This is a genomic window from Paramaledivibacter caminithermalis DSM 15212 (assembly GCF_900142245.1).
Classification (GTDB): Bacteria; Bacillota; Clostridia; order Peptostreptococcales; family Caminicellaceae; genus Paramaledivibacter; species Paramaledivibacter caminithermalis.
This window is the reverse complement of sequence record NZ_FRAG01000056.1, coordinates 1-21317: the sequence shown is the minus strand read 5'-3', so window position 1 is coordinate 21317 and position 21317 is coordinate 1. Positions and strand designations below refer to the sequence as shown.

Genomic DNA, 21317 nt, shown 5'->3' with positions numbered 1-21317 from the left:
AGGACTAGATTCATCCAATCATAGAAGGATAAGATTAAATGTAAAAGAATATCTAGAAGTTGGAAAGACATATCAAATACAAATATGGAATGAAGTAAGCCAAGATGATTGGCAGATATTAGAAAACATAGAATTCAATGTAGGTGAAGTAGGAAAATACGATCTAAAGCTAAATAAAACTATTATTAGACAAGATAACTATGGAGATGGCTTTATAAATGCTAAAATCCATAATGGAGTAGTGTATGGTATTAGGAATGATAGTAATTCTAGTGTTAAAGAGCATTATTGTGTAGTATATGCCTTTGATTTATATGGTAACCAATTGTGGAAACGTAGATTGGATAATGTTTTCATAGGTGCCATGGGTACATGCTGGCCTGTATTTGGACAGGATAATACAATCTATATCCAAGCATCAAAATATGATACAACTAAAACTTTAGTTTTTGCTTTAAATCCCGATGGAAGTATAAAATGGCAAAAAGAAATTGATGGAGAAAGACCATTAAAAACTTCCCCCAGTATAATAGAAAATCAGCTTATAATAGGGTTGCAAAACAATGTATATAGTATAAATATTGATGACCCAGATGTTATTAATTGGCAATATTCAATAAACAATAGTGGGTTAGACAATGATATAAATAGGTATGAAATAACATATCCACCTATAGTCGATGATAATGGCAATATATACTTGACTATTTTAGGTAAGACAAATTCCGTTAAAGATAGTAAAATACAGGTATTGGATAGAAATGGAAATGAAAAATGGGACTATATATCCTCAAGTAGGTTGACTGAACCCGTAATAAAAGATAATAGTACGTTATACGTAGCAGATGAAACGTGTATGTTAAATGCTTTAAACACTGATGATGGTAATATAGTACATGATGATCCGCTTAATGGATATGAAATTACAGAAGATAGCAGCTATAGAGTTCAATCTATAGAAATTGGCAATGACAATACTTTGTATGCACTTTTAAGTAATCAATACTTCTATAATATTATAGCTATTGCCCCAGATGGGATAGAAAAGTATTTTTATAACGATAAAGGCTGTAGTAATATAGTAGAAAATGATGGATATGTATATTATACGGTACTAAAGGGTGACATTTCAGGCGGAGATACAATAGTGGCTATTGATCCAAATGGAAGAAAAGCAGCTGAAATACCAGCATTTGGAAGTAGTACAGCTAGTTATAAAACAATCTATGTAGATGGGAACGTCTTAGTAGGAGCAAGAGGTCATGATGCAACTATTGTTATTGCAAAAATCCAAAAAGAAATTAAAGAGACTCCAGCTTCAATAGAAATACTGGAGAAAAATAAGAAATTTGGGGTATATTTAGAAGAAACCCTAGCAGTTTGTGTTAAAAACCTAGATGGAAAAGCAATGGTAGGAGAAGAATTAGAATGGGAAAGCTCAGACCATTCAATAGTAGAGGTTGATGAAGCTGGAAGATTTAGATGCCATAAAAAAGGACATGTAGATATTACTGTAAGAATAAAGGGAACAAACATAGCTGACACTGCTAGTATTGAAGTTATAGAAAAGGATCCTGTGCCTTTTTCTTTGGAGATATTATCAGAGGAAGATGAACCTGTGGATGCCTTAACAGTGGAGTATAAAATACCATATCAATTTAAGGCACGTGTAAAGGATCAGTATGGAAATATAATGGAGGACGAAAGAGTATCATGGGATTCTATTATTAATTTTAATCAATGTGTAGACGAAAATGGATTATTTAATCCAAAGGCTATAGGAACATATACACTTACAGTAAAATCCGTTTCTAATAATACATTAACAGAGCAAATAGCAGTTACAATAGAAAGAAAGCCAGATATATATGGAGGAATATTCCCTAAAGAAATAGTAATGACAGTTCCAGGATCCATAAAGGCAATTCCTGTTTCTCAATATGATGAAGCTATAGAATTTGATTCCATATCATGGACAAGTTCTAACGAGGATGTAGCAATAATAGACGATGAAGGGGTAATAACTGCCCTCGATTACGGAACAACAACAATAGCAGGAGAAATTGAAGGCATAATTAAAAACCGTAAAGTAAAAGTGGTGCCGAGCTTTGGATATGAATGGGAAAGGGAGTATAAAGACATACAAAAATATATGGAGCAAGACAATGATAATACCATATATTTTATAGATGAAGATATAATGGATCGGTTAATATCCATCAATCCAGATGGTAATCAGAATTGGGCTTTATGTGTAGATAAATATATTAATTTTGTTAAAGTAGGACTTGAGAACAATATATATTGTTTAACAAAAGATGCTAGTCAAAATCAATATGTAGCTTTAATTAAATCCCAAATTGATTCCAATGGTAAAACCATTGGAAATGTTGAATGGAAAACAAAGTTGGATGTAAGAGGACAGCTTATTAGGAACATTCAACAAGCAAGTGATGGAACGATATATGTAGTAGATGATGATAATACTAATTCAAGGTTATTAGCAATAGATAGTGAAGGAGGAATAAAATGGACCTTGGAATTTGGTCCTAAAACGGTTCGTGATTTTAAACTGGATGCTGATGAGAATATTATTTGTATAACTGGTAGAAGGGACAATACAAGTATTGTTAATATAGCTGACGAAGGTAACAAGGCAAATATAACGAATCAGTATGAGATTGAAGGAGATATTTGGTTTAAAGTCCGAAATGGCAATCTTCAGATTGATAGTAATGGTGTAATATATGGATATTTTCAAGATGAAGACAATAAATTTGGTGTGTGTGCAGTAGAAAAAGGAGCAATTAAGTGGAAGTATTATTTCAATGATAGAAATGTAGAGTCACGTTATCCAAAATTAAAATTAAGCGATGCAAATATTTTATACTTTACATCAGAATTTTTAGATAATAGTATAGTATATGCTATAGATACCCAAGGAAATGAGATTTGGAAAAAAGAACTTAAGGATTTAGTAAATATTGAAAATTGTATGTACTGTGAAGGAGATTTTACTGTAGACAGTAATGGCAATATATACTTACCTATTATTGAAAAGGAAGCTTCTGGATGGCATAAAAATTCTGTTAGAAGTATAATTGCTAAGATAGACATAAATGGAGAGATTATAAAGTATATTAGCTATGATATAGATAAATATGGTGAATTTTCATATATCTTTAGCAATAATAGTAACGATAGTGTATATGTCATCGGAAAAATAAAAGCAAATGGTAAACACTTAATAAAATTTTCATTTAGAAATAATAATCAAGAGCTTAAAGTTGATGATATCAAGATTACTGGATATAAGAACAGTATAATTACAGGTGACTATCTTAATCTTAAAGCTGATGTATACAGTCAGTTTGGAAGTTTAATGGTGGATGAAGAGGTTATATGGAAAAGTGATAAAGAAGAAATAGCAATAGTTGATAGTAATGGGTGTGTTAGTGGCTTAAAAGCTGGAAAAGTAGTTATTACAGCAACATCGGTTACAAATCCAGATGTTAAAGAAGAATACCATATAACTGTAGTAGACAGCGGTCAGTATCATATATCAATGGATACAATAAATCAAAAAACTCAAAAAGTTATTGACTACTATAAAAAAGAAGGTATACAAAGTGACTGGATGGCATTCGCATTAGGTGCGGTTGGTGAAGATATAAATAGTGAAGTCTATCAATCTAATGGAAAGAGATATATAGATAATTTATGGGATAGAATAAGTGCTAGTGATGACCTAGGAGAAATTACAGAATACGAAAGAACTACTATGGCTATACTTGCAGCAGGATATGACCCCCATAACTTTGCTGGAATGAATTTAATAGAAAGGATATACAGCTACGGTAGTCTAGCACAAGGAAATAATGCCGCTATATGGGCACTCATTGCCCTTGATGCTGCCAATGCAGAGGTACCTGAAGGACATAATTATTATACTCAAGAATTTCTAGTAGATTATCTTCTAGAGCATAAAGCTGGAGATGGATGGGCTTATTCAGGCAATGCTCCAGACCCAGATATGACAGGAATGGCTCTTTATGCATTAGCACCATACATAGAAAGGTCAGATGTTAAGGCGTCTGTAGATGAAGCTGTACAGTGGTTGAAAACAGCACAAAAAGAAAATGGAAGCTTCAGCTTTAGCCTTAATAACGAAGAGGAACAAGCAGTAAATACAGAATCTACAGCTCAGGTAATATTGGGACTTACTGCAATAGGAATTGATCCCCAAGAGGAGGACTTTACTCGGGGTGAAGGTAATCCAGTATCAGCCATGCTTAGTAATCAACTGCCCGATGGAAGCTTTGAGCATTTAAAGGGAAAGGGAAGCGATGGCTTGGCAACCAATCAAGCTCTTCAAGCCCTTGCAGCCCTAAAGGATTTCTATAAAAATGGAAAATCAACAATCTTCTATCACATACCATATAACAGCAATATGAGTAGGGCTACTTTGAGAATAGAAGGAAAAAATAGAACAATATTACCACAAACAGAGGTAACAGTTGCACTAGGAGAAACAAAGCTTTTAGATGCAATAAAGGAAGCATTAGATCAAGAAAACATAGATTATGAAGCAGACAATGGACAAATTGCTACCATAGAAGGTGAAGAAGGATGGCAGTGGATAGTTAACAAGGATACTAAGAGATATACATTAAACACTGTACTTGAAGGTGGAGAAGAAATTATTGTACTTGACGATAAAATTGTTAACCCAGTGGTTACTAGATTAAGGGCTGAGACTACAAGTGTTGAGGAGCAGGAAGAATTTACAGTAAGGCTTGAAAAATACGATATAGCTCAAAACAATTTTGTTCCAGCAGTAGATGAAGAAATAACCTTTGCTGGAGAAGTAAAGACCACAGATTCTGAAGGTAAAGTAACCTTCAAGGCTACCGAGGAAGGAAGCTTCTATATAAAAGCTGAAACGAAAAATAATCTAATAAGACCTATACCTGTACAGATAATAGTAAAAGGCACAAGTAACCCAGAACAAAATCCTAGTGGTATAAAGCATATAAAGATAGACACTGTAAATACAAGCCTAAGGCTTGGAGACAAACCATTACTTACGGTAAAGGCATTTGATAGTAATAATGAAGAAGTATCAGCAGGAGATATAGTATGGAGCAGTAGCAATGAAAATGTAATAAAAATTGATAATAAGATATCAGGAAAGCTAATAACATTATCGGAAGGTACGGCAACAATAACAGCAGCTTTAAAGGAAAATTATGATATAAGAGACAGTATAACATTTACAGTCGCACCAAATACAAGGGAGGTATATATACGTATAGAAGGCTACGGTCATACGGTGCTTCCTAGAACTAAGATAAATGTACCCCTATTTGATTTGACAGATTACTTGGGTAAGGCATCGGGCTCGTCATCAACACCTTCAGATGGCTGGGGAGTTGAAAAATTTGATGCTCCAACAAATGCCCATGCAGTGGTAAAAGCATTGGAAAACATAGGAGTTAGCTATGATTTTCAGGATTATGGATGGTCCATCTATATGTCAATGATAGATGGTGATAGGGAATTTGATCATGGACCAATGTCTGGATGGATGTTTAAAGTAAATGACATAAATCCACCTGTAGGCTCCAATGCAGTAAAGCTTAATAACGGTGACGATATAATTTGGTATTATGGAGCATATGGATTTAATACAGTATATACAAAGCTCTATACAGAAAAGACATTGGTAAAGGTAGGAGAAGAAGTAAATATTAGATTAGATGGACTTGGGAAATCTGTAGAAGGCTCAATAATACTTGTAAATGGCAGTGAGTATAAAATAGATGATGAAATAATAAAGGTAGGAAAGGATGGAAAGGCTGTTTTAGTATTTGATAAGGAAGGAAGCTACGAAATATCAGCCATAAGATATAAGAATGGGTCAGGTAAAATTGATATAGTAAGACCAATTCCAGTAACCATAAGAGTAACGGATGAACAAGAAATAGATGAAGAAATACCAATTATAAAAGTAAATGGAATAACTGACAACATGTCTGTAGAAGAAGAAAACATAAGCTTTAGTATAAAAGTAACAGATAATAAAGGTGAAGAAATAATACCAGTGGTTAGATTAAATGGAGCTGAGATTTCAGGGATTAATGGCTCGTATAATATAAAATTAAAAGAAGGAAAAAATATAATAGAAATAGAAGCAGTAGATGATAAGGGAAATACAGCCATAAGTATATATAAAATAATCTATGAAGTACTAGATATTCCAGAGGAAATAGAAGAAGCATTAGAAAAAGTAGATATTCCTATAGGAAACCAAGAAGAACTAAAAGAAGATCAAGAAACAGTGTATGTACTAGTCACAGAAGAAAAAATGACTAAAGAAGAAAGTCAGGAGCTAGAAGAAGAACTTAATAAAAATAAAGTAGCAATGGAAGGAGAATTTGATGGAACAAAGAATTTACAGATGACAGATCCAATGGGAGAGGTAAAGCTTATTTTACTGGCAGATGCCCTTAAAAAACCAGTAAAAATCAGAGTAGAAGAAAGAACAAATAATAATGAAGCCAGTGAAGAAGTAGTATCATCTATCTATGAATTTGGACCATCGGGCATAAAGTTTGAAAAACCTATATACATAAGACTAAAAGTTCCAGTAGCTAATAAAGAAGCTAGTAACCTAGCCCTTGGGTGGTTTAATGAAGAAACAGGAAAATGGATACCTGTTCCAGCGGTAATAGATCCAAAAACAGGGGAAATAATAGGAAAGACAAATCACTTTACAAAATTTGCAGTAGTAGATAAAACAATGTTGCCAAGGATATATGCAGCCAGAATAGGAAAGGAAGCCTTTAAAAAGGGAGAAGAAGCTAAGCTAAGATTAAGAATAATGAATAATGACAGCGTGGATAGAAATGTTATGCTAATAATGGTGTTGTATGATAAAGAAAATAATATTTCAAAATGGACATTTACATCAGAGAAAATAAAAATAGGACAAATAAAGGAACTAAAAACAGTACTTACAATACCTAAAAAGGGAGAATATAAGGTTAAGGCGATGATATGGGATGATATGGAAAGCATGAAGGCTTTAAGTCCTGTAATAAAGGTTGATGTAGAATAATAAAACGATAGTTTACATTTTAAGATTTTAGCAAACTAGACATGTTGTTAAAGGGAGTTGTCCAACGATAGGAACTAATCCTAAAGGGGGGCAGCTCTTTTTTTGCCAATAAATTAATCTGTTTTGCTAGTTTCTATCATGAGAGTTTTAATATTTCCTTTTCCTTCATGTAATAAACCTGTTTTTTATATGATTTTTAAGAAGGAAAAATAGTTGCTAAAAAAATGTCTAAATTTCGAATATTATGAAGGAAAATGTAGAAAAATGTAGAAATATATCAAAATGTGCACATATAAATTTTTTACTTATTTATGAAAAACAATAATTTACTAAAAAGAGGAGCGATAAAATGAAAAATATAGGTAATAAATTAATGGTTTATGTTACTGCACTATTATTGGTTGTTTGTATAAGTTTAGGGTTTTTAGCAAATTATTTTGCTAACAGGGCATTAAATGAAAATATAGAAGAATCATTAACTCAAATGGCATCGCAAGCTGCAATGATTGTAGAAAGTCGTATAGAAGGTGAATTTAAGACCCTAGAGGCAATAGCTAACAGTATCGATATAAGGAATGAAGATATCACATTAAAAGATAAAGTAATGAAGGTAAAATATAAAGTAAAGGATATGGGATATTTAAGAATAGGCATTGCTGATACAAAAGGAACTCTTTATTCAAGTAATGGAAAAAGGGCTGATATTAAAGATCGTGATTATTTTAAAAAAGCATTATCTGGAAAAAATGTAGTATCAGATCCAATTATTAGTAAGGTAGATAATTCTTTAGTTCTAATGTTTGCTGTACCTATTAAAGAAAATAATAAAGTTATAGGTGTACTAACTGCGACTATAGATGGTTCTCAGTGGAGTGCTATAACTAATGATATAACCTATGGGGAAACGGGTAAGGCATTTATGATCAATAAAGAAGGTATAACTATTGCCCACAGCAACATAGATTTAGTTAAACAAAAAGATAATGATTTTGAGAATGTAAAAAAGGATCCAAAGCTTGAATCCCTTGTAGAATTAGAAAAGAAAATGATAGCAGGTGAAAAGGGAGTAGGAGAATACGAATACAATGGATTGATGAAATATTTAGGGTATGCACCGATAAAGGATATAGATGGGTCTATAGCAGTGGCAGTAGAAAAAGATGAAGTTTTTGCAACTCAAAATAATTTTGTAAAAATTTTAATTATATCAACTATAGCTATTTTAATTTTTGGAGTAATAACTGTTTACTTTATTAGTAGTAAAATAACAAAACCTATTAATGAAGCTACAAAGCATATAGAACTAATAGCTGAACTAGATATTACAAAGGGTTCTCCAGAAAAATATATGAAGCGAAATGATGAGATAGGACGTTTAGCTATCGCTTTAGACTTAATTACTAAAAACCTACGAAATTTTCTAAGACAGATTGCAGAATCATCTGAGCAGGTGGCGGCATCCTCTGAAGAACTTACAGCTACAGCCCAGCAATCGACAATGGCATCGGAGCATATTGCCTCAGCTTCTACTGAAGTAGCACAAAGCTCTGAGAATCAATTGAACCAGGTTTTAAGTGTGACTTCGGCAATGGAAGAGATATCAGCAAGTATTGAAGAGGTATCAAGTAATGCACAGGTAATTAATGATTTAAGTGAAAAGGTATTTGATAAGTCAAATATTGGTAAGGAAGAAATGAAGAAAGTTAGTTTACAAATGGAGAATATCAATAAAAGTACGATAGAGGTACAAAAATCATTACAAGACATTACTAATAGTTCTAATAAAATGAATGAAATAGTAAATGTAATAAAGAATATTGCAGAACAGACAAATCTCTTAGCCCTTAATGCAGCTATAGAAGCAGCTAGAGCAGGAGAACAAGGTAAAGGCTTTGCTGTTGTAGCTGAAGAGGTAAGAAAACTAGCAGAACAATCACAGGAAGCTACAGAAGAAATAAACAGCTTGATTAAGGAAAATCAGTCTAATATCGACAAGGCTAACATAACTATGGAAGATGGATTGAAGGATGTAGAAAATGGGATTGATACTGTAAATATTGCAGAGAATACATTTAAAGAGATATCCATTCTAGTTGATAAAGTTAATACTCAAATAGGAGTTATCACAGCTTCTATTTCTGAAGTTGCAAATGGAAGTCAGCATGTAGCCTTGTCTGCTAATGAAATAGAAAGAGCAAGTAAGGAAGTATCAGGGCAGATTCAAAATGTATCGGCAGCAACAGAGGAGCAGACAGCATCAATGGAAGAAATTGCATCAACAAGTGAAGCTTTGGCACAGCTTGCCCAAGAGCTGCAAGAAATGATTGCAAGGTTTAAATTTTAATTAATAATTAGGAGAAATAATTATATAAATATCAAATATATATGACTGTTATATGTTGAAATTAGCGGAGATATCATATATAATGTATATGGTAATGTAAACCATAAAAATTAATTTATGGTATAATTTATGAATTGGGGGGTCTTTAGTTATGGATATTAAAGAAAAAATCGAAAGCTTTATGATTGATATGGATATAGGCTTTCAAGAAATTGATGAAGATACCTGGAGAATTGAAGATGACCTTTCACAAATGGATAATATTATTGTAAAGATATCAGAACCCGTTATAGTGTTTCGAGTTAAGGTAATGTCAATACCTGAGGAAAATAAGGAATGTTTTTATAGGAAGTTGTTAGAATTAAATGCTAGTGATCTTTTACATGGTGCCTATGCTATTGAAGGTAATAATGTAGTGATTGTTGACACTTTACAAGCAGAAAATTTAGATATGAATGAGTTCCAAGCTACGATTGAAAGTATTGGATTAGCTTTGGTTGAACATTATGATGTATTATGTAAAGCTTGATATTTGTTAAATTGATGGAGGTGTAAAATATGGGGATTTTTAATCGTATAAGTACAGTTTTTAAAGCTAATATTAATGATATGATATCAAAGGCCGAAGATCCTGAAAAAATGTTAAATCAATTGATTATTGACATGAGTGAACAATATAAGAAAGCAAAAGTAGAAGTTGCATCTGCAATTGCTGATGAAAAAAGGTTAAAAAAAGCTTTAGATGAACAAGAGGCTAAGGTTGCAGATTGGACTAAAAAGGCTGAATTAGCTGTGACTAAAGGGGACGATAAGCTTGCTATTGCAGCTCTTAATCGTAAAAAAGAATATGAAGATTTAGCACAGCAATACAGAGTTCAATGGCAATCTCAAAAAGCTGCAACCGACAATCTTAAAGCTAGCCTTAGAGATTTAAGCAATAAAATAGAAGAAGCAAAGCGTAAGAAGGGGTTATTAATAGCTAGAACAAAGAGAGCAGAAGCTCAAAAATCTATTCAAAGAACAATGGCAGGCTTAAATGATAATAGTGTTTTCGATACATTTAATCGTATGAGTGAGAAGGTTGATGAAATAGAAAGCCAAGCTATGGCTGAAGCAGAGTTAAATGAAGCAATGGCAGGGGATGACATAGAAAAGCAATTTCATGATTTAGAACAAGAAGACAGTGCAGTAATGGATGAATTAGCTGCTTTAAAAGCAAAACTAGGTAAATAAAGGAGAAATAAGACTGTAGATGTGAAATTGTGAAATTCACATCTACAGTCTTATAATTTATTCTTTGAAATGTATATGATAATATCCTTTTCTTGTATTATATAATTTTTATCGGGATTTAATAAGATATTTTTATTAGCAATTCCAAGAACTATAGAATCATAATTTTCGATATACTTGGAGACTATATCTTTAAACGTAAGACCTATATCTTCATTTTCAACCTTTCTTTCATATATTTCATTACCGTAGGAAGCAGTTAATAGCTCTTTTAAGGCATGGCTCACATTTTTATAAAGAGCGCTTCTTACCATGATTCTACTACTCATTTGATTAGTTATTATGATATCATTAACATTTGCCCTTTTAAAATGTGGAATATTTTCTTCATTTAATACCTCAGCAATAAGGTGTGCATTTGTATTAAATTTATCCACCGCTAAACATATTAAAACAGATTTAGCATCGGACATGCCATAATTATCCATACTTTCATCAGCAACTACTATTACTGTATCTGCATGGGGAATATTGGCCTTTAACAGGGTTTCATCCTTTGTGGGGTCCCCATGGACAAAAAAAGTATTTTTATGATTTAAAGACAGCTTTTCTATTTCATCTATGATAACTATATTCCTATTTGGATTATCCTGCACTAGCTCTTCTAACATAATTCTACTTTTATCGTTCCATCCGATAATTGCAATATGACCATTAAATTTTATATCCATTAGCCCCATCCCTTCCTTTAATTTATTTTCAATAAATATTGATGCAATTGTAGCAGTTAGAAATCCAAAGATACTAATACCAATTAACATCAAAAATATACCTATTATTCGTCCTCTGGGTGTCAAGGGATAATAATCGCCATAGCCTACAGTGGTGCATGTAACAAATCCCCACCAAAGAGCATCGCTGAAGCTTAGGTCTGGATTTATGGATTTTTCGCAAAAATAAAAGCTAGTGGAAAATATAAGTAAGCTAACCAATCCTAATGTCAATAATCTATATAAGTTATTCTTTCCTAAAGATATATGAAGTGCCTTAATTCTATTTATAAATATAAATAGCATTACTTTAAGCCTCCTTTATTAGCATATACTAGAGTATTTAGTTATTTAATAGCTATTCCAAGCTTTTTGATAATATCTTAGCAATACAGGATTAGTTAAGCTGTTTATTTCTACTTTATCTTGTGATGCTTTTTCATCCTTGGCAAAATAAAATATTGCTTTCAGTATTTCATTATTTAAATAACGTGTGGGAACTGAAACTTCCATGTCTTTTAATGAAAAGTTTTCATTTGATGCAAGGGTAAATCCCCAATCACCAAAGGAGGGAACATTTAAGTGATATCCTTGTGTGAAAAAACCCTCAGATTCAACGGTTTTCCTTATACACCAATAAGCCTCATTGGCATAATAAGGACTAGTTGATTGAATAGCCACAAATCCCCCATGATTTAGATGATGGTATATAAGTCTATAAAATAAATTTGTATACAGTTTATTTAAAGCTTCATTATTAGGGTCGGGAAGGTCGACAATTATAACATCAAATTTTTTTTTTGTATTTTCAAGATATTTATAGGCATCGGTATTGATAATTTCAACCTTCTTATTTTGAAGGGAATTATTATTTAACTTTTTTATAAGAGGATTTGTACTACAAAAAGAAACAACATCGGGATCTAAGTCAACAAGTTTAATACTTTTAACTTCATCATATTTTAATATTTCTCTTGCAGCTAGTCCATCTCCGCCACCTAGTATTAATATATTCTCTCGTTTTTTAGCAAGAGACATTGCAGGATGAATTAAAGCCTCGTGATATCGGTATTCGTCTATGGAACTGAATTGAATATTTCCATTTAAAAACATCCTTAAATCATCAAGATGCTTTGTTACTACTAGCTTTTGATATTTCGTTTGTTTCCGATAGATTACTCTATCTCTATAGAAGCTGTCTTCAATAAAATTAGCTGTATGATTTCCTGTAATAAAACCTATGGCTATCAATAGTGCAAAGGAAATAGCAAGAAACTTCATTAAATATATATTTTTTATGAACTGCTTATATTTATAAATGATGAGAATTGCCACAGCAATATTCAAAAAACCTACTAAAAAAGCAGTTCTTATCTGCCCTAAATAAGGAAGTAAAATTAGGGGAAATGCTAATGAGCCTAACAAAGCACCTATATAATCAAAGCTCAATACATTGGCAATTGTAATGCGTAGATTGTTTTCCTTTTCCTCAATAATTCTGGTGATAATAGGTATTTCTAAACCAACCATAACACCAATAATGATGATAGTTATATACATGACAAAATAATAAATATCAGTAAAGGCATAGGAAGCAAAAAGAAGAATGGCAGATAAGCCTCCAAATACCCCGATTAAAAGCTCTATGATTACAAACACATCAAAAAGATTTCTGCTAAAATATTTTGTAGCATATGAACCAACCCCCATGGCACTCATGAAGAGACCGATGGTTATAGAATATTGTTTAACGCTATCACCTAATAAGTATGAACTTATTGCTCCAACAATTAGTTCATAAATTATACCACAAATAGCTATAATAAATACAGCAAAGAGCAATGGTGTAGCATTTATATGATCAGGATTTAAATTATCTTTATTGCTATTATCATTAGTCATAAAAACCTCCAAAAACCAATATAGATTTTATAGCATAAGAATCAATAAAATTACGCCACTTTTCAGAAGTATATTATTGTTTAAATATACTATGTCTCTAGAAAGTGGCGATGGCTATTAAATAATTGCAGCGCTAACAACGATGGCAACACCAATAAATATGCCAGCAACTGCTAATCCAGCAGCAATATTATGATCATCAATTTCTTTATTTAAGTCAAAGGGTGTAATAACATCAAATAATTTATAGCCTAAAGCACAGAAAATCATGCCTATAGCAAAATAAACTATACTTGAAATAATAGGATTCATAATTTCATCTAACCTCCTATAAAAGATTTTATTGTTCATTAAAAATACCCTAGTACTTGCAACTTAAAATGGGTCTTAAGACGCTTTTGTCCTTAAGAAATCGCAGCCTTTATGATAATTGCTGTAGCAATGAAGATTCCTGCTATAACTGCTCCAATAGCTGGATTTTTTTCTTTAATTTCCTCAGAAAAGTTATAAGGTGTAATGAGGTCAAAAAATTTATAACCTATGAACATCAATATTAAAGCTAAAGCAGCGTAAATTATTGTTGAAACATATTCATTTACCAGTATGTTCATGAGACAATCCCCTTTCTAATAATAGATTTAGTAACAATTATTTTCCAAAACTTGTACCTCCACCAAAGCTAGTTCTTGTTCCACTACTACCAGTACGAATTGATTTTGAGCTTGGTACAGAATTAAATGAACTGCTTTTTGTTTTGATTTTACTGCTTGAATTGCTGTCGGTCCTGATTTTTGATGAAGCATTCTTATCGGTTCTAATTTTGCTACCATTATTTGAGGTGTTTAATACTTGAGTAGAGGAACTATTTGAATATCCACCGCCATAGCGGTTATTGTCCGTTCTATAATATCCCCTTGATCTATAAGATCTATCATAAAAAACTATTATATTTCTGTTAAAAGGTCTGTATAATCGATGGTAACCATTACGATGAACAAATTTTCTAGAAGAAACCTGAACATAAGTTACTGCTCCTTCTCCTTTATAAATTAAAATGTAATAATCATCATAGACTAGTTGTATTTGATCTTCATTGCTTAAATCAGTATAGGATTCTGGACGAATTTCTCTAATAATATATGCAGCTGTATCGGGTACACTCATATTAGTTGTATAGACATTTGCTCTATCTGAATTACTGTAATTTCCTGTTATACTAGTTGAGTATTTAAAGGCTTTGTCATTTTCTATTTTTTTAGCTATTGAAGGCATAGGTAGAAAAATAAATACAAGCAATAGGATTAAAAAAATAAAAAATATATATTTTGCTATTTTGTTCATAGGGCTAACCTCCTTTCTGATTCAATTCATTATGTTAGTAAATAAAATTTTCTGCTTCCAAATATATCTTAGGGGATTTTAATATTTTATTTGAGTGATTTTTATAAACCTGTTTTTCCTTACAAAGTCATATAAAAAAACAGGTTTATTACATGAACGAAAAGGAAATATTAAAACCACCGCCATAGAAACTAACACGATAAGTTAATTTAATAATTATGTATGATTTATCATTTACCAGGATATATTTCTATGTTATAATCTTCAATCCATCTGCCTATACTCATTTCTACTTCTCCATCCCATATTTCAATGGATAAAAGATTTTCATCATCTTCATCGCAATATTCATAGTAATCCACCTTTTCACCCTTTACAACATTGATATTGCCGTCTAAACCTTCTACAATAGCATCGCTGCCTTCTTGCATATAATACTTAATGCCCTTATATTCAAATACCTTTGTTGGCTCAGTAGTTATTGCCACAACTTCCTGATATAGGCTTATTTCAATATCATCGTCTTGTTCTACACTTAACCAGTAGGTTTTTCTGCTGTCCTTTAATTTATATTCAGTCCATCTCCAACCATGATCATTTAATTTTAGAACAGCTTGAACCTCATAATCTACATCTTCGATACTTACAATATCGCCAACATTTAAGTTTAATAAGTTTTTTTCTTCATGAGGATGTATATCAGCATTTTGATTTGCCGTAATAATTTTTTTTATCCTATCAAAGATCCCCACACGGTCCACCTCCTAAATATTTAAATTATCTAGCTTTTTACATTTTATCATATGAGGAAATTATTTGAAATAGAATTAAAGTTTTTTTAATGTTTTAATAAGATTCTGGTCAAAAAAGTTTTTTTGAGGATTTTTTTTGAAATTCTTTACCTGTATACTTGTAAAAAATCACAATTAAGCATTAAAAATACCTACAATTATGCAAGTTCAAATGATTGCTTTGCATAAAAAAATCAATTTTTGACTTTTTGAACTGGAATCTTTAATAAAAATTACTAAAATAAGGAGGGATTGCAATAATAAAATAGAAATATTCTTAATATTAGCAAAAAATCAAGAGTTTTGCTGAAAATATCAACAATCGAAATTACCTATATAAATGTCGTCGACCGCCAATAGTGCAAAAACCCTAGGAGGTCGACGACATTTTAGTTTTTAAAATTATATAGTAATTTCAATGGTTATAAAATTTTATACAAAAAAAGAAGGATATTTTTAAATAATGTAGAAAAAAATAAATATAGCATTTTCAATGGGAAAATGGGTTTATAGATTACCTATGAGGAATTGAAACGAACTGTAGTAAACACCATCACAAGCAATCTTCCAGTCGTGTTTATAGATTACCTATGAGGAATTGAAACGGTTTTAGAAAAGGAGCGTATTAAGGGAGGTGTAAAGTTTATAGATTACCTATGAGGAATTGAAACCCTTTTACATCTTCAACAGTTGCTTTTTCATCAAGCCGTTTATAGATTACCTATGAGGAATTGAAACATTAAAACCGCCTCCCCCCTGTCGCTCTGACGAGCGAGTTTATAGATTACCTATGAGGAATTGAAACATTCTTTTGGTATTTCGTCCCCTTCCATTACTGCAACTGTTTATAGATTACCTATGAGGAATTGAAACCTAACTATGAAAATGCTGTAGTAGAGTTAGAGATAGTTTATAGATTACCTATGAGGAATTGAAACCAAGCCTTTCTAAGCTTTTTAAGGGATTTCTTCATATAGTTTATAGATTACCTATGAGGAATTGAAACGTAAATTCCTCATTAGCCTTTGAAATATCGGTTACATGTTTATAGATTACCTATGAGGAATTGAAACACAGTTTTGCTTTTTCTTTTGCTAATCCTGTTGTTGTGGTTTATAGATTACCTATGAGGAATTGAAACTGAAAAGGTTGCTAATTATGAAGGTCTTGACAAACCGTTTATAGATTACCTATGAGGAATTGAAACGGGCTTGGAAAAACTAGAAAAGTTACAAAAAAAAATGTTTATAGATTACCTATGAGGAATTGAAACCTGCCTTTGATACCTGTATATCATCTATGTAAGCTATGTTTATAGATTACCTATGAGGAATTGAAACATTTCTACTTCTCCTTCCATTCCTTTCATAACTTTCCCGTTTATAGATTACCTATGAGGAATTGAAACTCCTCTAGCATACTACCACCCCATATTTTTTATATTGTTTATAGATTACCTATGAGGAATTGAAACAATAATAGAACTTTCAAAATAAAAGAAAACAATCAAAGTTTATAGATTACCTATGAGGAATTGAAACTATCTTTGTACTCATCAAATGCATATGAACCAATATCTCTGTTTATAGATTACCTATGAGGAATTGAAACAATATTGTCCAAATTCTATTGGATCAGTAAAATTCTGTTTATAGATTACCTATGAGGAATTGAAACTATCTTTGTACTCATCAAATGCATATGAACCAATATCTCTGTTTATAGATTACCTATGAGGAATTGAAAGAAGTGAAACCAGTAAAAAGATAGAGAATGAGATAACAAAAATGATAAGAAACTGCTTTAAAAGCAGTTTCTTATCGGAATGTGAGTTTAGTATATATAAAATTATATTAAATGAGGGGCTAAGATTAATAATATATTACCATCCAAATTATCTTTGAACCCTACCAGAAGCATCACCCTTTGTCAAGTTTTCAACTTCTTCTATAGAAACTAAATTGAAATCTCCATGAATAGTATGCTTTAAAGCAGATGCTGCAACTGCAAATTCTAAAGCATCTTTAAAATCTTTACCAGATATAAGAGAGTAAATTAATCCTCCAGCGAAGGAATCTCCCCCACCAACTCTATCAACAATTCTTACATTATATTTTCTAGAATGATAAAATTCATTTCCATCATAGATTAAAGCTGACCAACCATTATCAGATGCAGAATAACTTTCCCTTAAGGTTGTTACTACATACTTAAAATCAAAGGCTTCTTTCATTTGTTTAAATATACTTTTGTAGCCTTCAAGCTCTAATTCTCCAGTAGTTACATCTGTATTTCCTGGTTTGAAGCCAAGAACCTTTTCTGCATCTTCTTCGTTACCTATACAAACATCAACATATTTCATCAAGTTAGTCATAACCTTCTTAGCTTCTTCAGGAGTCCATAATTTTTTTCTGTAGTTTAGATCAACAGACACAGTAACACCGTGTTTTTTAGCAACCTTTAGAGCTTCTTCGGTAAGGATTGCAGCTTTTTGGCTCAAAGCTGGTGTGATTCCTGAAAAATGGAACCATTTTGCATCCTTAAATATTTCATCAAAATCAAAATCTTTGATGTCTGCTTCAGATATAGCAGAATGTGCCCTATCATAAACAACCTTAGAAGGTCTCATAGAAGCACCTGTTTCTAGAAAATAGATTCCGACTCTATCTCCACCCCTTGCAATATAATCAGTTTTAACTCCAAAACGTCTTAAATGATTTAGTGCACTATCACCAATTGGATTTTGGGGTAACTTGGATACAAAATAAGAGTCTAACCCATAGTTTGCTAAAGAAACGGCAACATTTGCTTCACCACCACCGTATACTACATCAAAGGACTGAGCTTGAACAAACCTTTCATATCTAGGAGTAGAGAGCCTAAGCATTATTTCTCCCATAGTAACAACTTTTTTCATAGAATTACCTCCATTTATATAAATTTAATGATTTGTATTTCAAAGAAAAATTTAATCTATAATTTTCAAGAACAAAGCGTTGGTAAACGGTTTGCTCTTTTTAAGGAACTCAAACTTTCTTGCGGGAAATTACATGTTTGAACTTAAGTAAATTCAAACTATTACCAGTAAAACTTTAGAAGCAGAAATTAAGGTTTTTAGACCTGAAAGAATGGCCTTGAAACTTGGAACTTGTAATAAAAATCCGTCATCAGACACCTCTGTACTACAGACCTCTAGCTTTCTTTATTTTTTCTACAAATCTTTTTGCAGTTTCAGTTATATCTTCCATAGATCCTTTGGTTAAAGCTCCACCAGCCCCAACTGCGATACAACCATTTTTAATCCACTCATCGACATTATCTAGACTAACTCCTCCCGTTGGCATAAGCACTGCTTGAGGAAGAGGTCCTTTAACGGCCTTTATAAATGATGGACCAAAGGCACTTCCTGGAAATACCTTTATAACATCAGCGCCAGCTTCCATAGCTGTTATCATTTCCTTTATAGTCATACATCCAGGCATATAAGGAATCTGATATCTATTACATAATTTTGCGGTTTCTAAATCAAAGGCAGCACTAACTATGTATTTTGCTCCAGCAAGTATAGCAATCCTTGCTGTTTCACTGTCAAGAACAGTGCCAGCACCTACTAAAAGCTTATCGCCGAATTCATTAACTAAATCTTCAATAACTTTATGAGCTCCAGGAACAGTAAAGGTAATTTCTATTGCATCTATACCTCCTGCCATACAGGCTTTGGAAATTTTTATAGCTTTTTCAGTATTTTCAGCCCTTACGACAGCAACTATTCCAATATCTTCAATCCGCTTGATAATCTCATATCTTTTCATGAGAATCCTCCTTTTATAGAAAGTTTCACAATACAAAACTAAGTTTTATATATTGAACTTTATATTTAAATTATAAAAAAAAACAATTATTTTAGCAAGGGAAAAATTATTTTTTAAATAAAATTAATTATAGGAACTTAAGTAAAGACTCTAATTTACACATGTCTAAAACGCCCAGAAACGCTGTATATTTGTACATGTATAAATTAAGTTTTACTATGTAAATCCTATATTATAACTTCTAAATAAATACGTTGTGCTATTAACAGATTCTTTGTTTTTCAGATATCTTAAGGGGTTTTAATACTTCATTTGAGTGATTTTTATAACACATAGGAAATTATAAACCTATCAAATTATATATATAATTTCCGTTATGTGTTTCAAAAAAATCTACCTTATGAAGCTTTATAAAAGACTTTTTTATAAAGCTATTTTTATCTTTAAAGACATATAAAAAAACAGTTTAACACATGAAGGGAAAGAAAATATTAAAAATCCCCGTGATAGGAATTAGTACAACGGCTTAAATCAATTAAAAATAAAAAGAACCTAGATACTAATAAATGTATCCAAGTTCTTTAGAGATATTTCTAGCAGTTTCTTTAATTAATCTTCCAAAATATTCTATTTTATCTTTATCAATCCTCATTTTTGGAGTAGAAATACTAATGGCATATTTTATACTTTTATCATAATTAAATATCGGGGCACCAATACATATTACTTCCTTTTCATTTTCTTCGTAATCTATTGCAAAACCATTGTTTCTAATGTTTTCTAATTCTTTCAACATAATAGTTTTTGAAACAATTGTATTTTCTGTATGCTTAATTAAATTATTTTTTATAGTATCCCAAAGGGTTAGAAATTCACTATCTTTTAGATATGCCATATAGGCTTTGCCTACTGCGGTGCAATATATGGGAATTCTTTTTCCTATATAAGAATGCATTCTTATGGTATTATTAGATTCTATTTTGTCAATATATACAATTTCATATTCTTCTATTGTGACTAGGTGAACTACTTCATTTGTTTTTTCAGAGAGTTTCGAAATATATGGTTTAGCTATACTTATAATGTCTAAGGAATTTAAAAAGTTATTGCCAATTTGTAAAAATTTTAAGGTAAGTCTATATTTATTATTATCTTGATTTTGACTGACATATCCTCTATAAATCAAAGTATTTAAAAGTCTATGAACTGTACTTTTATTTAGATTTACTTTTTTAGATAAATCTACTAAGCCTATTTCACCGTCCTTTAATGCTTCTAATATATCAAAAGCTCTATCTACAGATTGAACAATATCTTGCCTCATAATATTAATCATCCTTCCAGAATATTGAACTTATTTGAAAGTATAGAGTAAAAAAATAAAAAAAGCAAGGTTATGGTATTTAAAAATATACAATAAACAATCAAAATATTGTTAACGTGTGCAAAATATGTTATAATACATTTAAAACGATAAAGCTCAATGGAATAAAATATTAAAATTTACTGCTGTAAAGAATAAAGGTTGAAAAATGAGTTAAAATTTATTAAAATTCTAAGGTGGAAATTAGCTTAGAGAATCAATTAGTAAGTTTTTACTTTATGGGACACCTTTTAAAAAATACATTATTTTGCACACGTTAACATTTTGGAATAAATTTTTTAAAAGTTTAGTACACCTTTTAAAATTCATTTTATAGGCTTTGTAAACTTAATATGAAAAAATAGTACAATGTTTTATAGAATTACTTCAGATTGCTTTAAATTTCGCCTGAAGGATGATAAAAGTTCGTCCTTAAAATTGTCAAGGGTAAAATGAACGTGCTAACGCACGCCCTTGACAATTTCAAGGACGAACATTTAAAAAATAATTAGGCGAAATTCAAGCAAAAATTATGCTACAAGAGGATATTTTTTCTTCTCTTTATCATTTAGATTTAATCCAGCAACTTGAGCAGGTGTTAAACCATTAAGAGATGAATGAGGTCTTACAAAATTATAGAA

General features: G+C 31.3%; 13 protein-coding genes, 1 pseudogene and 1 CRISPR repeat array. Of the genes and pseudogenes, 4 read left to right on the top strand and 10 right to left on the bottom strand.

Annotation, left to right across the window (positions count from 1 at the left end; genetic code table 11):
• From BUB36_RS15630 to BUB36_RS15615, 4 genes are all read left to right on the top strand, one after another.
• The coding region (locus BUB36_RS15630; protein WP_073152387.1) for an Ig-like domain-containing protein at window positions 1-7120 on the top strand (7120 nt) is incomplete at its 5' end.
• A 349-nt stretch (window positions 7121-7469) separates the two neighbouring features.
• Window positions 7470-9464, top strand: coding sequence for a methyl-accepting chemotaxis protein (locus BUB36_RS15625; protein WP_073152384.1), 1995 nt, complete (start codon window positions 7470-7472; stop codon window positions 9462-9464).
• A 151-nt stretch (window positions 9465-9615) separates the two neighbouring features.
• On the top strand, window positions 9616-9993 hold the full coding sequence (locus BUB36_RS15620; protein ID WP_073152381.1) for a type III secretion system chaperone family protein: 378 nt from the start codon (window positions 9616-9618) through the stop codon (window positions 9991-9993).
• 29 nt (window positions 9994-10022) lie between these two features.
• A complete protein-coding gene (locus BUB36_RS15615; RefSeq protein WP_073152378.1) occupies window positions 10023-10697 on the top strand; it encodes a PspA/IM30 family protein in 675 nt (224 codons plus the stop codon).
• 50 nt (window positions 10698-10747) lie between these two features.
• Here BUB36_RS15615 and BUB36_RS15610 read toward each other — a convergent pair whose 3' ends face one another.
• The 10 genes and pseudogenes from BUB36_RS15610 to BUB36_RS19320 all read right to left on the bottom strand — a co-directional run.
• Complete coding sequence (locus BUB36_RS15610; RefSeq protein ID WP_073152375.1) at window positions 10748-11773, bottom strand: potassium channel family protein; 1026 nt, start codon at window positions 11771-11773, stop codon at window positions 10748-10750.
• A gap of 45 nt (window positions 11774-11818) precedes the next feature.
• The gene (locus tag BUB36_RS15605; protein WP_073152372.1) at window positions 11819-13369 is read right to left on the bottom strand and encodes a polyamine aminopropyltransferase; all 1551 of its coding nucleotides are present in this window, start codon (window positions 13367-13369) and stop codon (window positions 11819-11821) included.
• Between the two features lie 117 nt (window positions 13370-13486).
• Window positions 13487-13681 carry a DUF350 domain-containing protein gene (locus tag BUB36_RS15600; protein ID WP_165613110.1) on the bottom strand — a complete coding sequence of 65 codons (195 nt, stop codon included), beginning with the start codon at window positions 13679-13681 and terminating at the stop codon, window positions 13487-13489.
• Window positions 13682-13773: 92 nt separating this feature from the next.
• Window positions 13774-13980 (bottom strand): DUF350 domain-containing protein, encoded by a 207-nt coding sequence (locus BUB36_RS15595; RefSeq protein WP_073152367.1) that lies wholly within the window; start codon window positions 13978-13980, stop codon window positions 13774-13776.
• 37 nt (window positions 13981-14017) lie between these two features.
• Entirely contained in the window at window positions 14018-14710 is a 693-nt protein-coding gene (locus BUB36_RS15590) for a hypothetical protein (protein WP_073152364.1), read from the bottom strand.
• Window positions 14711-14940: 230 nt separating this feature from the next.
• Window positions 14941-15462: a DUF4178 domain-containing protein gene (locus tag BUB36_RS15585; protein ID WP_165613109.1), complete on the bottom strand. Its 522-nt coding sequence runs from the start codon at window positions 15460-15462 to the stop codon at window positions 14941-14943.
• 544 nt (window positions 15463-16006) lie between these two features.
• Window positions 16007-17248: direct repeats of the CRISPR family, unit length 30 nt; unit sequence GTTTATAGATTACCTATGAGGAATTGAAAC.
• A gap of 147 nt (window positions 17249-17395) precedes the next feature.
• The gene (locus BUB36_RS15580) at window positions 17396-18418 is read right to left on the bottom strand and encodes a sugar kinase (protein ID WP_073152362.1); all 1023 of its coding nucleotides are present in this window, start codon (window positions 18416-18418) and stop codon (window positions 17396-17398) included.
• 265 nt (window positions 18419-18683) lie between these two features.
• The gene (locus tag BUB36_RS15575) at window positions 18684-19313 is read right to left on the bottom strand and encodes a bifunctional 2-keto-4-hydroxyglutarate aldolase/2-keto-3-deoxy-6-phosphogluconate aldolase (protein ID WP_073152359.1); all 630 of its coding nucleotides are present in this window, start codon (window positions 19311-19313) and stop codon (window positions 18684-18686) included.
• Window positions 19314-19872: 559 nt separating this feature from the next.
• Window positions 19873-20637, bottom strand: coding sequence for an IclR family transcriptional regulator (locus BUB36_RS15570; protein ID WP_073152356.1), 765 nt, complete (start codon window positions 20635-20637; stop codon window positions 19873-19875).
• Between the two features lie 569 nt (window positions 20638-21206).
• Window positions 21207-21317 (bottom strand): annotated as a pseudogene (locus BUB36_RS19320) (IS6 family transposase); the annotation flags it as partial.